General features: G+C 43.7%; 10 protein-coding genes, 1 tRNA gene and 3 pseudogenes. 6 read left to right on the top strand and 8 right to left on the bottom strand.

What is annotated here, in order from left to right:
- Positions 1-72: 72 nt before the first annotated feature.
- The 4 genes from EL210_RS03655 to EL210_RS03670 all read right to left on the bottom strand — a co-directional run bounded on the left by EL210_RS03655 (position 73) and on the right by EL210_RS03670 (position 2,928).
- The gene (locus tag EL210_RS03655) at positions 73-378 is read right to left on the bottom strand and encodes a hypothetical protein (RefSeq protein ID WP_018920937.1); all 306 of its coding nucleotides are present in this window, start codon (positions 376-378) and stop codon (positions 73-75) included.
- Between the two features lie 17 nt (positions 379-395).
- The gene (locus EL210_RS03660; RefSeq protein ID WP_018920936.1) at positions 396-1,586 is read right to left on the bottom strand and encodes a primase-helicase family protein; all 1,191 of its coding nucleotides are present in this window, start codon (positions 1,584-1,586) and stop codon (positions 396-398) included.
- A gap of 3 nt (positions 1,587-1,589) precedes the next feature.
- Positions 1,590-1,883 carry a helix-turn-helix domain-containing protein gene (locus EL210_RS03665; protein ID WP_006949116.1) on the bottom strand — a complete coding sequence of 98 codons (294 nt, stop codon included), beginning with the start codon at positions 1,881-1,883 and terminating at the stop codon, positions 1,590-1,592.
- A 124-nt stretch (positions 1,884-2,007) separates the two neighbouring features.
- A complete protein-coding gene (locus EL210_RS03670) occupies positions 2,008-2,928 on the bottom strand; it encodes a hypothetical protein (RefSeq protein ID WP_018920935.1) in 921 nt (306 codons plus the stop codon).
- A gap of 463 nt (positions 2,929-3,391) precedes the next feature.
- Here EL210_RS03670 and EL210_RS03675 point away from each other — a divergent pair.
- A pseudogene (locus tag EL210_RS03675) lies at positions 3,392-3,795 on the top strand (site-specific integrase); the annotation flags it as partial.
- 30 nt (positions 3,796-3,825) lie between these two features.
- Here EL210_RS03675 and EL210_RS03680 read toward each other — a convergent pair.
- Positions 3,826-4,728, bottom strand: coding sequence for a DUF6268 family outer membrane beta-barrel protein (locus tag EL210_RS03680; protein ID WP_126370201.1), 903 nt, complete (start codon positions 4,726-4,728; stop codon positions 3,826-3,828).
- Positions 4,729-4,873: 145 nt separating this feature from the next.
- On the opposite strand from EL210_RS03680, the gene EL210_RS03685 reads away from it, so the two are divergent.
- Together EL210_RS03685 and EL210_RS03690 are read left to right on the top strand one after the other, a co-directional pair.
- On the top strand, positions 4,874-5,899 hold the full coding sequence (locus tag EL210_RS03685; RefSeq protein ID WP_004354437.1) for a sensor histidine kinase: 1,026 nt from the start codon (positions 4,874-4,876) through the stop codon (positions 5,897-5,899).
- Between the two features lie 4 nt (positions 5,900-5,903).
- Positions 5,904-6,644: a LytR/AlgR family response regulator transcription factor gene (locus EL210_RS03690; protein ID WP_023983920.1), complete on the top strand. Its 741-nt coding sequence runs from the start codon at positions 5,904-5,906 to the stop codon at positions 6,642-6,644.
- A 487-nt stretch (positions 6,645-7,131) separates the two neighbouring features.
- Here EL210_RS03690 and EL210_RS03700 read toward each other — a convergent pair.
- Positions 7,132-7,216: transfer RNA gene (locus tag EL210_RS03700), tRNA-Leu, on the bottom strand.
- Between the two features lie 165 nt (positions 7,217-7,381).
- On the opposite strand from EL210_RS03700, the gene EL210_RS03705 reads away from it, so the two are divergent.
- Positions 7,382-8,476 (top strand): mannose-1-phosphate guanylyltransferase, encoded by a 1,095-nt coding sequence (locus tag EL210_RS03705; protein ID WP_018920319.1) that lies wholly within the window; start codon positions 7,382-7,384, stop codon positions 8,474-8,476.
- A gap of 34 nt (positions 8,477-8,510) precedes the next feature.
- The gene (locus EL210_RS03710; protein WP_018920318.1) at positions 8,511-8,957 is read left to right on the top strand and encodes a hypothetical protein; all 447 of its coding nucleotides are present in this window, start codon (positions 8,511-8,513) and stop codon (positions 8,955-8,957) included.
- A gap of 417 nt (positions 8,958-9,374) precedes the next feature.
- On the opposite strand, the pseudogene EL210_RS03715 reads toward EL210_RS03710, so the two are convergent.
- Positions 9,375-9,672, bottom strand: a pseudogene (locus EL210_RS03715) (transposase); the annotation flags it as partial.
- A gap of 47 nt (positions 9,673-9,719) precedes the next feature.
- Positions 9,720-10,584 (bottom strand): annotated as a pseudogene (locus tag EL210_RS14085) (IS30 family transposase).
- A gap of 593 nt (positions 10,585-11,177) precedes the next feature.
- Between EL210_RS14085 and EL210_RS03730 the strand changes: the two are divergent.
- Positions 11,178-14,531: a SusC/RagA family TonB-linked outer membrane protein gene (locus EL210_RS03730; protein ID WP_025879548.1), complete on the top strand. Its 3,354-nt coding sequence runs from the start codon at positions 11,178-11,180 to the stop codon at positions 14,529-14,531.
- The last annotated feature ends 16 nt before the right edge of the window (positions 14,532-14,547 follow it).

Consider the following 14,547-nt stretch of genomic DNA (forward strand, 5'->3'; position numbering starts at 1 on the left):
CGTAGCTTCATCACAATGCCTACCAAAGTAGAATATACTTTTATGCTTCATAGAAGTGCCAAAATCTCGATTTCATGACTTCGTTATTTCCCGATCTCGCTCTCTAACATTTTCCCGAAATACAGAGATTTCTCCGTTATAGCACATCTGACCTTGTTTAGCAAGTTGTACTTTTGTGCGGACAAAAGTGTTACCGATTTCGCGAAATCGGGAAATGGGGTCGCAACTCTCATAAGGGAGCCTGCCAAAAGAGGAACTTGATGCATTTCTCTTTTGGATAGTATAAAATACTTCTTTCATCATTCCTTTATACTGATGAGCAAAAGGATGAATGATCAAGATGTTGCCAATCAGAATCTTATATGCTTCTTTCATCATTTCATCAAAATAAATGATTAAATGTTTGTGAGTAGTTCTTTGGTCACGGTGTAGTACCTACCTGTCCTCTTAATAGGCGAATAGTTCCTGAAACTATTGTAGTCAATCTGATAGGTGAGATAGGTAAGGCTGTTGGGAGCAGGTGAGAGTTTCCAAATATCCTGCACAATCCTACGGACTTGGCTTTTGTCAGCCTTGCAGCCTGTGTTATTCAGCAGACATACCATATCATTGATACAGAAAGAATACTCGGTAACCACCATCTGCTCCATTACCTCTAAGCAGAGTTCAGACATTTCCAACTCTATCTTGTTTCTATTGCTGCGTATTATACGCTGTAGAGCAGGTGTAAAAGTTAGCTTGGGTGCAAACCACATACGACTTTCCTTTTGGGTAGATAGCGTGCGATGTTGCAGAAAATAAAGGAAGGCAGGAATCTCGGCTTTCAGCTTTTGCAGGAAGTCGGTATCGTCACTATCAAGTCGATTTATTTTCCTTACCCAATAGCGGGTTTCTCCCACGTCAATGATGACTGGGAGTAACTCGTTATTGGAACAGAGCACGAACTTGGCAAAGAAGGAGATTTCATCTCTGTCTTTGCCCTTTGCTTCCACCTTATAAGAAAGTGTCGTACTGAGGTTTTTGAGCCGCTCGCTATCTTCCCTGCGGTTGAGCAAAACTTCGTCCACAACGATAAGCAGTTTTCCTGCCCAATCAGCATTGAACTGGCTGCGGAAGTCCTCATTCGTGTTGAAAGTTACATTGTTCTGGAAAACAGCTTTAAGAAAATTGAGGAATGTACTCTTGCCTGTATTCCTTTCCTCTGATACCATCAAAAGGATGGGAAGTTTCTGCACTGGTTGAAGATAGAGCAACTGTAAGTAGTCTATGCCCAACTCATATTGTTCCCCGAAAATGTGATGTATCAGGGATTCGATGTGCGGAAACTCTCCTTCTTTTGGCTGGTGTCCTATCGGTTCATAGAGATTAAGAAATTTATCGACCACAGGTTGATAGTTCACATGGTTGGGAACAGTGCAAAAGCCGTCATACTTTGGGACTGTGGCTATGAAATCCTTTCCATAGTCCTGCCGCAATGTCTCATTGTTCCACACAATACGCTTTTTGGCGAAACCGCCATTGATGCGTGGTTGGTTCACAATCTTGTATAAGGTTGTGCCAACACGGATAAAATCTTCGTGTGCCATAAGTTACTTCTGCATTAAAGGTTTGCTGCCCATGATATACCTTTGAGCCTCTTGATTTATCTGTGCAGAAGTTTTAATTGGGTTCTGCCGTAGCCACGCTTCAAGTTCTGCCTTCTCAAAATAAAGCATCTTTCCTTGTGGCTTGTAATGAGGTATCAGATTTCCCGATGTGAGTTTGTAGAGATAACTCTTTGAGAGGTTTAAGAACCTGCTGGCTTCTTCAAAACTCAGCACGTTCTTATTCATGAATACCATTTGTTCGAGTTCTTCAACTCGAGTTTCTAATGTCTTGTTCATATTGAAAACATTTTGAATTAAACAATATGAAGGTGCACCTTCGCTAATTATTCGTTAACGAGGGCAAAATTAGAAACGATAAAAGTAATTGGCATTGAGCAATGTTTGAGGTATCAACCTATGCTCAACCTTTTTTCAGTTGTTTGATGTATTTATCAATAGTTTCCCATTCTTTCGGCTGCTTCATATTGATTTGGTCTGTTGCAGTGGAAAGATCGGTGCGTGTCAGTGATGTATCTTTTGTCTTCCCTAATACAAGTTCATTACGAGCAATCGCAGATTGCCATTCATCTGTAATGAATCCTTTCAGATTAAGACTCTGCATGAGATATGCCAGTTGGCGGTTGTTGTTTGATTTCAAGACACCTTTTAGTTTACAAGCAAAGAAGTCTTTGAGAATATTGGAGGATATGTTGGTCGTGAATAATTGAATTTCGTTGATGCAAGTGGTAAGAATCTCTATTTGCTCTTCCGTAAAATCAGATTGAAATGGATTTATTTCTTTACCAACAATGACAGGTTTCTTTTTCTGCTCACATGGTTCATCGTTTACCAAAATTGAAGAGCGAGGCTGAACGGTTTGTACCTCTGTCAATTCTATGCGGTCTATTTCTCCCATGAGATATTCTGCGTAGCGTTCATACAAAATAGCATCGACAAGATAAGAGAACATCGGCAGGGTATCATTATAGTAGGTATGTGCCTCAATGTACTTTGCATATTCAAATGAAGATATGGGGAAAGAGGTATATTTCTGTTTTTGTTCTTTGGTCAGTGATTCAAAGAAAGTGCTTTCCCACAAAAAGTTATCATCTGTATAGTATTTCTCTACACATGTAAGGGCAGGATAATTTAGATAAATGGAAAAAAGATCGTCTGTTATTCGGATATATTCTTTTTGTAAAATCTCTTTAAACTGCATATTGCTTACACAGCTCTTTTTCCTCAGAATATTTCCAATGAGCACATTGTAGGTCTGGGTAATGCAGTAGTTTAATATTCGTTGAATACTGTCAAGCTGTATCTTTAGATTGTCATTTTCCATTTTTGCAATTTTCTAAGATAGGTATTGTTTACAAAGATAGGGCATTCGTTGGAGAAAAAGCCAAGGAAGGGAAAGAAACAGAATAAAAGGGAAGAGTTGTCGTTAATTAAATATAAAACTAAGTGGCGAAAAACTATAAAAGTACACCTTTTTCTTTGTTTTGTTACAAAGTACACTTTTAGTACATATTAAAAAAGAAAAGCCCCTTGTAAATCAGTGATTTACAAGGGGCTTGTGGTACCAGACCCGGTACAAGATAGTGAAAACAAGAGAAACGAAAAGAATATATAATACTGATAATCAGTAATTTGAGTTTTTCTTATTTTTGCTAAATTAGCCTATTCTTGCCTGTTTTTTGTTAGATAGTACACTTTGATTTTCAAGACTTTTTAGTATCTTCGCAAAATAAGAAAACACCTGAAAATAAACGAGTTAATGATTTTACTCGGTTTGAAATGTGTGACGAACATTTATCCTTTGCGCCTGTATTATGGTCTGCGTTTCTGCGATGTGAAAGACTTAACCTATAAGAATATCGACTATACCAACCATCTTTTGAAGTTTGAGCAGAATAAAACCAAAGGACATTCTGCCAATAGCGGTGTGGTTATCCCTTTGAACGATGGTTTGCTTTCATTGATAGGAGAAGATCCAGAAAACTTAGATTCATCCATTTTCAACTTACCCACTTATGAGAGCTGTTGCAAATCAGTAAAACGGTGGGTAAAGCGTGCAGGAATCAATAAACACATCAGCTGGCACATGGCACGCCATACATTCGGTACGCTTGCTTTGAGTGCGGGAATTCCTATTGAGAGTATCGCCAAGATGATGGGACACACTTCAATCGCTAGCACACAGATATAATTGCATAGAAAGGCAACTTCTTATCATCGGCTAAAATTCGATATTCAAACCGGCAGAAGCATAAGGAGATACTTGGAAATAGCATGACCTGTCCCGAAACATACTCTTTAAGCTCCTGTCAGTGATTTCCGCAGGGCGTATGACATGAATGCCGGCCGTGAGGGGAATAGAGATGCGTTTGCCGAGTTTAATTTTGGGGCGGAAGCCGGCGATAATGTATTGGTGGGAGAAGATTTTGTCTTTTCCGTCCTGCACCATCAGCGCCATTTGTCCCTTCATTTCCGCCACGATGTTCAGACTTAAATGCCTGTTCGCATTATATCCCGCCGACATTTCCACACCGTCCATCATCGAGATTTTTACGGTATATTTTCCAGCCGTCGCCCAGTTCAGGTAAAAGGCGGGGAACAGCATCGGATAGCCGAAGGAGTTATTCAAAACAATCCCCCCGCCCAATTCAAGATTTGGTTTCAGATGATAGATGAAAACCACTCCCACACTGCCTAAAACGTTCTTGAACCTGATTTTGGAAAGCTTAGTGCTCGGCATATAAATGCCGCCTCCGACGGTGGTGAGCATCGACCATCTGTCATTCAAAGGCCTTAAATGATTCAGGCTCAGGCCGAGGTTCATTATCTCGTCGATGACCAAAGGCTCCGTGAAACCTTTGTTATCAAGCCTTACATATGCTCCTCCCACACTGAGTGCCCACATGGTAGGGCGTTTGTTTTCATCGAGTTTCATCGACAGCGGAATATTGACACCGCCCTGATAAACAACCGCCGAACCTTTGCTGTTTCCCATTTTCCTGTCCGTATCGCCTTCTGTCATTCGATAATCCGATTCTCCGAAATATTCGGTTTTGAACATGATTTGGGCATTTAAGCCCGTGCAGGCAGCCATCATTAATTCTAAAAGCAATATTTTTTTCATCTTGGTATTTATGAATGAATAATAATAATAATCTGCCACAAAGTTATATGTCCGACCGCCATTTGCCAAAATCTCTTTGACGAATCACAGCTTTACCTTTGACGAATAATAATATATCTTTCATTTAATCCGTTAACTTTGCAGTATGAATATCGACTTGATAAAAAAAGACCGATACATTATTATCCCATTTTGGATATTGATGTTTTTTATTTTCTGGCTTCAGGTGATGCCGCAAACGGCGTCGGCACTCGAATCGGTGCTGTTTGCTGCACTTCTGATCATTACGATATGCCCTGTTGCCAACTACCTGAGCGGACCTTTGCTGCTGCGAGCCATGAAACAGAAAGAAGCAGGGCGGTTTGCCGGGCAGTTTGTCGCGTTATCGCTGGTTGTGGGACTTGTCTTCGTGAGCTGCATCGAACTGTTTTCCGGTTTGGAAAAGGCTGGAGTGTTTCTCGTGTCAGGCTGTTTCAACTTGTCAGCAACGCAACCTTACGCCTTTTTCGTACCTGTTTCGGCGGGTGTTATCATCAATATCGCCATTTGTGGACTGCGTTTCTTTTTGGAATATGTCAGGTCGCAGCAGCGGCTTGCCGAATATCGGTTGTGCACGCTCAGGCATCAAATGACGCCTCACTTCATGTTCAACGTGCTGAACGACATACACGTGCTGATGCAGACCGATGTGGAACTGGCGTCGGAACTGCTGATAAGGTATTCCGAGATATTGCGTTATCAGCTGTATAGCGGGGACAGGCAAAGCGTAACGCTCGGCGAGGACGTGCAATTCCTGAAAGATTTCATTGCCGTGGAGCAGTTGCGCCGGGACGACAGGCTCACGGTGTCGTGTTCGTGGGAGATTGAAAACGCACAGGTGGAAATCCCGGCATTGCTCTTCATTGCGTTTGTGGAAAATGCGTTCAAGCATGTTGCCGGTGCTGATATGGAAAAGGGATATATCGATATTTGTCTGCGGCAGGCGGGCAGTACCATCTTTCTTGAAGTAAAAAACTCTAAACCGGCATTGCCTGCAAGAAGAACAGATACGGGAGGGAGGGGACTTAAAAACATAAAAGAGCGGTTGGATATACTCTGTTTCGGAAAATATGACTTGACAATCGATGAAACGGAAAACTGCTATCATACAAAACTTGTAATTGATTTCTAAACCGATGGTGGAAACGATATTGAAAACGAACCCGTACAGGATGAAATGTTTGGTGGTGGACGACGAGTCGATTGCCGTAAAAGGAATTGCGAACTATATCGGAAAGTTGGATTTTCTGGAAGTTGCCGCTTCCTGTTCGTCGGCGTCGGAGGCAGCCGAAATCCTCCGAAACAAAGAGATTGATCTGATGTTTCTGGATATTAACATGCCCCGTCTTTCCGGATTGGACTTTTTGGAGTCGTTGGATAAACCGCCATTGACCATCATCACCACGGCATATTCGGAATATGCGCTCGATGGTTTCCGATTGCACGTTACAGATTATCTGATGAAACCCATTGCCTTTCAGCGCTTCTTTCAGGCGGTATCGAAAGCACGGGAGATGTTTCTCCTGCAAAGCGGACGCGAAGAAACAACGGCTCCGGGCATGTATATCAGGCAGGGAGATTCCTTCAAGCGGATTGCATGGGAAGACATTCTTTACGCGGAGGGTATGCAGAACTACGTAAGACTGCATTTCGAGGACAGGGTTTTGACCATTCACCAAACCATGACGTCTTTAGAAGAAATGTTGCCCCGAGAAGCCTTTTTCAGAATACACCGCTCCTTTCTTGTCAACATATCCCATATAGATACCATTTCGGGAGGGCGGATTTTCATGGGCGGGAAAGAACTTCCCGTCTCAAAGCAGCGAAAAGACGAGCTGTTGCGGTCTGTTGTGTATAAGAATCTGATAAGTAAATAGCAATGACAGTACGAGAAACTCATTGAGAGTTCTCTTGTATGTGTACCAAAGGCAGTCGATATGGGAGCAGAATCCTTTGCAGAGTATGAATAATAAAGAAATTCAAGTATGTATGGCAAACTTCCGAATAAAATGGGATCACTCAATAAGAACGAGAGTGTGTCCAAATGGTCATATAAAATTACAATGCCAAAGATACACTTTCGTTCTTACATACACAACCAAATGCAAAGAATCGACAAAGATATTGTGAAGTGCCCCCAAATCGTATCGGCGGATAACTTAAGCAATACAAAAAAGGAGGAGCGCATCACTTTGCACTTGCTTATGGAATTCGCCAGGGAAGAGTTGTCGTTAATTAAATATAAAACTAAGAGACGAAAAATCATAAAAGTACACCTTTCTCTTTGTTTTGTCATAAAGTACACTTTTAGTACGCCTTGAAAAAGAAAAATCCCTTGTAAATCAGCTATTTACAAGGGATTTGTGGTACCCAGACCCGGGATCGAACCGGGATGGATTGCTCCACTGGTGTTTGAGACCAGCGCGTCTACCGATTCCGCCATCTGGGCATAGCGCTTTTTCAAAGTTGTTGCAAAGGTACAACTATTTTCTGAACTGCCAAATATTTAGAGAATAAAAGTGTTCTTTTTGTGTAAGGTTTCCATAAAAAAGTAAAAAGACTTTGTTTTTACGTTTTTAATATCTAACTTCGTTAAATAAATAAGAAACTTACAATGAACAAGACCTTAACCAACTTTTACTGTGTGATTCTTGCTGGTGGGAAAGGGCGCCGACTCTGGCCATGCAGCCGAGAATACTCTCCCAAACAGTTTATCGATTTCTTTGGCGTGGGACGCACACAGCTTCAACAGGCCTTTGAACGTTTTGTGAAGATTCTTCCCAAAGAGAATATTTACATCAACACTAACGAAACATATCTTGACTTAGTTCACGCACAGTTGCCAGAAGTGACTGATGACCATATCATGGCTGAGCCTATCTACCGTAACACAGCACCAAGCGTAGCCTGGGCCACCCACCGCATTGCCCACATCAACAAAGATGCTTGCCTGATAGTTGCACCTTCCGACCAAACCGTTCTCAATGAAGAGGTGTTCCGAAGCGATTTATTGGAAGCTCTTGAGTTTGTGAATAACAACGATTGTCTGCTCACCATGGGCGTCAAGCCCACACGTCCTGAACCGGGATATGGCTATGTGCAGTTAGGCGAACACAGTGGAATTGATGATATTTTCAAAGTTCAGTCGTTCATAGAAAAGCCCGAACGCGAATTTGCACACATGCTCATGGAGAGCGGAGAATGGTATTGGAATACGGGCATCTTTCTTTCCAATGTTCATTTCCTCAAAGAAAGTCTCAGTAATCAGCTCCCCCCTGTGCTGCGAACTTTCGATGACAGTAACCCCGAATGGACCATTACTGCTGAAGAAGCCTTCATGAAAGAAAACTTTCCTTCCTATCCCAACCTCTCCATCGACTTCAGCATACTCGAAAAGTCCGACTATGTCTATCTGAAGAAATGCGACTTCGGATGGGCCGATATGGGTACATGGCATGACATCTACGAGGCCTCTCAGAAAGGAGATGACGACAATGTAATCATCAATTCTGATGTCTATATAGAGAACTCCCACAACAACATCATCAAAATCCCTAAAGATCGTTTAGCGGTCATCAACGGGCTGGATGGCTACATCGTTGCCGAAGAAGGCAATGTGCTGCTGATTTGCAAAAAAGAAGACTCCTCGGCACTTATCCGCAAGTATGTGGCCGAAGTTCAGATGAAGAAAGGAAACGATTTTGTTTAATATCACACCATTACGCTTTATCAATAAATAATCGATGCTAAGAAATTTCTTCAGCGATATCGTGTTCCGCATGATAAGCCTGTTGTCCCTCCACACGGGAGCTATTCTGCGCTATATCTTTAATCATTTCACATCGCGCAACCGTTACAGTTATCATGCTTTCATTGTCAACGCCCCTTTGCTTGACCATTCCGGTATGCCTTACCGTGAAGCATTCAACGAATGGAAAGGCCAACAGGATGAACGCAACCGCCAAGCATGTACACAGCTCAATGCTAAGCAACAACATATTCTTGAAACACTGAAAAACGAGGGCTACACTCATGAAGAGGCCATTGACAGCATGATTTCCGCAGGTGATATTTGCATTGTCGACACCAACATCTTCCCCCGTAACCCCGAACATTTCAGCAATCGCGCCCTTAACCGCCTCGTCGGACTCCTCCTTTGGTTATCAATCTTATTTATGTTAAGCACGTAACGTATTAGACAAACACAGAGAAAAGAAATATCCAATTTACTTTCAAACACGTAGTCAATAAAGGTTTCAAGACTATTTTAAACAATCAGACTTTAAGAAGAATGATACGGACTTTCCAAGAACAAAGCTAATCTTGTACACCAAAGATACCATTCTATCAAAAACTTCATCATGAATATAATTGCTGCAATGGGAGAGCTTATTGCTACTTTAATAACGAACCTATGGCATTGCAGGACTATGTGATTGAATAAAATAAACAACTTAAACTATTCTAAGGCTTATCCTGAATTAGAATATATATCATTACAGTTATAAGTTCTCCACTATTTAACGATATTAGTATAATCATTCTTATAACTATCATCCATAGCTTTACTCCAATTCGGGATAAGTTTAGTATGCAAATAGTTCTAACTACCTTGACTTTCCCATATATACAAGCAGTACCTCAGGCTTATTCTCATAAAAGCAATATGCAGTAAGGGCAGAACATAAGTTCAAGATAAAGTTATGTATCAATCGGTGTCGAGAGTGTACGGTGTCGCTTTGTTCTTTAGGAGCTCAATAATACACTCGATACAATATCTTTTTCTCAGCATAATCTTATCCCATATGGGTATAAGTTTATTCTTCATTCTTGCTTTAAACCATGAACGAATTGCATACCCTGATCGAACAGATTTTCGAAGAGCCCCTGTTTGATGTACCCTCTGGGCGGATTCCATACGCAAGTGCAAAGTTAGGCAATTGTGTTGTTAATCAAGTCTGAGGGCTTGAAAATCCATTTTTCTTTCTGGGTCTATTGTTGAGTTTCTCTACAATTTGCCTGACGTACCCTCTTGAAATCCTCCTGAAGTTTGTCATTTTAGGAATGTACTGCCTGACAAGTCCGTTCATGTTCTCTATGGCACCTTTTTCCCAAGAGCAATATGGACGTGCAAAGTAAACCGTGGTGCCCAATTCCCTTGCGATGATTTCATGTGCTGCAAACTCCGTCCCGTTGTCGGTGGTTATGGTCCTTACAGGCATCCCACTCCCTTTGAGTAGTCTTTACGACGGCATGAGCCAGTGGGACGGCCCGTTTTCCCAAATAGAGTTTTTCCATGAGCATGAAACAGCTTTCCACTAAGGTTACAACTGCCCCCTTGCCGTCCTTTCCTACCTACGTTCATGTCCATCTCCCAGTCACTCCCAGTCTGTCCGTTGGTAAGTGCAGACCTGTCGTCAATGGAAAACGGTTTGGGATTGGTGTCCTTGCGGTACGGGAAGATAGCAGCGATCCTGTTGTAGATGGAGAACTTGGATTCCGAAAGCTCCTCCTATTTCATGAGCCAGCTCGAGACCTGCTCGGGCGACCACTGCTCCCTGCGGATGAGTTCAAAGACCCTGCTGCGGATATGAGGAGATATGAAGCGGTTGCTGGGCGTTTTGGCCTTGCGACGCCTGGCTTTCAACGCTGCCAGACGGCCGTCATACACTCCCTGTACATTGGAGTTGCGCCTTTTCTCCCGCGAAACCGTGCTTACACAAACACTGATAGTCTTGGCGATGAAACTAAGTGAGTATGTCTTTTGCAGCAACACACTAATTGTGTACCTTTCTCCGAGGTTAATTGTTTATGCATAGCAATATAAAGTTAATTGATCTTAGGGAGAGGACGAATCTTTTTCGCCTTTTTGCATTGCTTAAGTCTTCCGCCAGGCTCTTCAGGGACTTCAATCCCCCGGCCGCAAGGCAATCCCCGTAGTGTTTTTCATAGTGTCAAACACCACCAAGATTTTGCACTTCTATTTGGAAAGAGCCGTCAGTTGGCCTGCATCATTCAGACAGTTTTGCAGTTTCATTCATATTACACGCTAAGATGCATCAATATACTGAATAAAGTCTATTAGATTAGCACATGACTTGACGCAGATTGCGTGGCGATTTCATTCAAGTTTTATCGATTTTCCTTATTTTCTTAGGTGCATTTGGATTTTTTTTGTATATTTACGCCGTAAATCTATACAATCAAAAACACTGCGGACATATGAATAAAGATATCTTGCAGGAAAGACGCTTGACTTTTTCTGTCTTCCGAACTGTGGCAATGAGGGTGATACTTCAGAGGAGAAAACGTGGAATGCTGCCGTAGGTCAGCATGCAGTGAGCCATAAAACACGATACTATGAAAGTTATTTCTACCAAACCATATATTCATTTAAGTAACTGATACAAATGATTCTACACCAAAGACCTATCAGCTTTGCGCTATGGTTAGGCGCATCGCTTGTCATGCCCACGCAGGGATGGGCTGCAAATGAGTTGTCGACTCAGTACACACAGCAAAACAGTCAGTGCACAGGTACGGTCACCGATGAGCAGGGAGAGCCTGTCATTGGTGCCACAATCCTGGTAAAAGGCACGAACAACCGTGTGGTGACTGATTTCGACGGACATTTTACTTTGCCGAATGTGAACCGTGGAAGTGTGCTCATATTGAGCTACATCGGCATGGATTCGCAGGAAGTGAAATGGAACGGACAACCTCTCAAGGTGAAAATGAAAGAGCAGTCGCAGGCGCTGAACGAAGTCGTCATAACGGGTTATGGCGGACAGCAGAAGCGTGCAACGCTGACTACGGCTATCTCAAAGATGGACAGCAAGGTGCTTGATGCTGCAGCTTTCGCCAATGCCGGCAGTGCCCTGCAGGGCAGTGTGACGGGTTTGCAGGTGTTCAATGGTTCGGGACAGCCCGGAACTAATCCCTCCATCACTCTGCGCGGTGGTGCTTCGATTACGGGAAGTGCACCTGCCTTGATCATCGTTGACGGTGTTGAGCGTACGCTTTCAGAGGTCAACCCCTCGGACATTGAGTCGATGGAAGTGCTGAAAGATGCCGCATCAACAGCCATTTACGGTGCAAGGGCCAACGGAGGCGTTATTCTCATCACCACAAAACAGGCAAAACGCGGCACATCGACTATCAACTACCGCATGAAAGTAGGTGTGAACTTCCGGCGTGATGACTATGATTTCATGAATGCCCGCGATTACATCTATTATAACCGCTTGGGAATGAAGCGCTATGCAACGTCAATGAAAGGGCACGGGACACCGGCAAATGTAGATGCCCAGAATGGCTATTCGGGCTATGGTTACACGAATTTCACTCCACGCACGGATGTGTTATACTACGATGCAGCTAATCCCGACCATAAGAAGCTGTTGGAAGAGGAGGGCTGGCAGCTCATGGACGACCCCTACTACAGTGACTCGCCCAAGCGACAGCTGATGTTCAAAGACTACAGCGGACTTTTGGAAAAGGCTATTTTCCATGACCAGACCACGACACAAGATCATTATCTCAATTTCTCGGGTGGCAACAACTTCGGTTCTTTCGTAGCCTCCTTGGGTTATTATCATGAAGATGGTGTGGTGCGCAACACGTCTTATAAGCGTTTCACGGGCAGTGTGAAGGGTGATTACCAAATCAAGCCCTGGCTGAAAGTCCGTGCCGGTGCACAGTACACATGGCGAACGAGACCTAAGAGCTATGTAGACTCGTGGTCATCTCTGTTCTATCGCACGCGTTCTCAGCGTCCGACATGGAATCCTTACCTGAAAGATGGCAGTCCGGCACCAGGTTGGAGCTCTTCAGACGGCAACTATCTGTATTGGAACGACAAGCTCACTTCGAGCAACGGATACCGTGCAGAGACCTACAATATAGGCTTTGATCTGACGCTGATACCGAAACATCTCACCTTGACCACCAATGCTTCGCTCTACCATACGTTAGACCAGGTGGAGAATTTCAACAAGGCTTTCTACACGCAGAGCAATCCCAACAAGATCAACACCACGCGCCGTTCGTACGGATATCTGATGAAAGACACGCAGACACAGCTGAATGCCTTTCTGAACTACCGCAACACGTTTGCCGACAAGCACAATGTTGACCTGATGTTCGGTGGTGAATACTATGACTATAACTACTATAAGCTGTGGGCTTCAACCAAGAATTCGCCAACAGATGACATTCCTACGCTCAATGCCGGTGCCGACAAGGATGACAACCCGGGTTCATACAAGTCGCGCAACCGCATAGAATCGCTCTTCGGACGCTTCAACTACGACTACATGCAGAAGTATCTGCTCTCATTTACTTTCCGCTATGACGGCAACTCCAAACTGAAAGACAACCGCTGGGGCTTCTTCCCCGGAGTGTCATTAGGCTGGAACATGATGGAAGAAGACTTCTGGAAAGCTTCCAAACTGTCGAAGGTCATCAGCAACATCAAGCCTCGTATCAGCTACGGTAGCAATGGAAACGTGAGCGGTATCGGTGATTTCTATATCTATGGTGTGTATGATCAACTGACAAACTACAACGGGAACACGGCTTTCTACGACCGCTCGTTGGTGAACACAGCCCTGAAATGGGAACAGAGTCACACCTTTGAGGCCGGTCTTGACCTTGGATTCTTCAAGAACCGCTTGTCTTTCATTCTCGATTACTATGTGCGCAACACCAGCAACCTGCTGCAAAGTGTGAACCTTCCCTCGTATCTTGGCTTCAAATCTATCCAGACCAACTTGGGAAAACTGCGCAACCAAGGATTTGAAATGGAAGTGCGTGCCACGCCAGTCCATTTGAGAAACGGCTTCCGTTGGGACCTTTCGTTCAATCTCTCAACTGTCAAGAACACGATTATCAAGTTGCCTAAGAGCGAACGTCCGTTCAACCAGCTCGAAGGAGTGGAAGTTGCTGCAGGTAAGGTTGATGCCAATGGCCACACACCTACAAAGTGGATTGGCGGTTATCGCGAAGGAGGAAAGCTCGGAGATCTCTACAGTTATAAGCAGGATCACATCTTCCGCGACTGGGACGACATACGCCAGCATGCCAACAAGCGTATTGACAACGTTGCAAAACTATACGGGCCAGGCCTTGCCGACGAAGTAAATCCGCAGACAGGTGTGCTCTATAAGAACTCAGCAGGCTGGAAAGCCATCGAACCGGGAGATGTTTGCTGGGAGGATATCAATGGAGACGGCATCATTAATACGCTCGACCGCAAGGTGGTGGGCAATCTGCGACCCACTGTGACAGGTGGATGGTCGACCACACTCTCTTACAAAAACCTCTCTTTGTATGCGCGTTTCGACTATGCTTTGGGCCATACCATCTACAATGACCTCAAGGCTCGCTCCATGGGACAGTTCCAAGGACAGTTCAATCTCATTGACAAGGTGAAGGATATGTGGAGTGAAGACAATCCGAACTCCAAATATCCGGTCTTCACTTACGCTGACCAGCTGAACAAACACAATATCTGGCGTGGAAATTCTATCTTCTATGAAAAGGCCGACTACATGGCTTTGCGTGAGATTACCCTCAGTTATAATCTGCCGAAGCAATGGACCAAAGCACTTCAGATGAGCAATGCCAGCGTGTATCTGACAGGTCAGAACCTTTTCTATATCACCGGATATGACGGAGCTTCGCCTGAACCGTCAGACGGTTTCGACTATGGCCGTTATCCCTCTCCACGCACTTTGATCTTTGGACTCAACATTACTTTCTAATCAAACAAAGCAATTC

Source organism: Segatella oris, from assembly GCF_900637655.1.
Lineage (GTDB): Bacteria > Bacteroidota > Bacteroidia > Bacteroidales > Bacteroidaceae > Prevotella > Prevotella oris.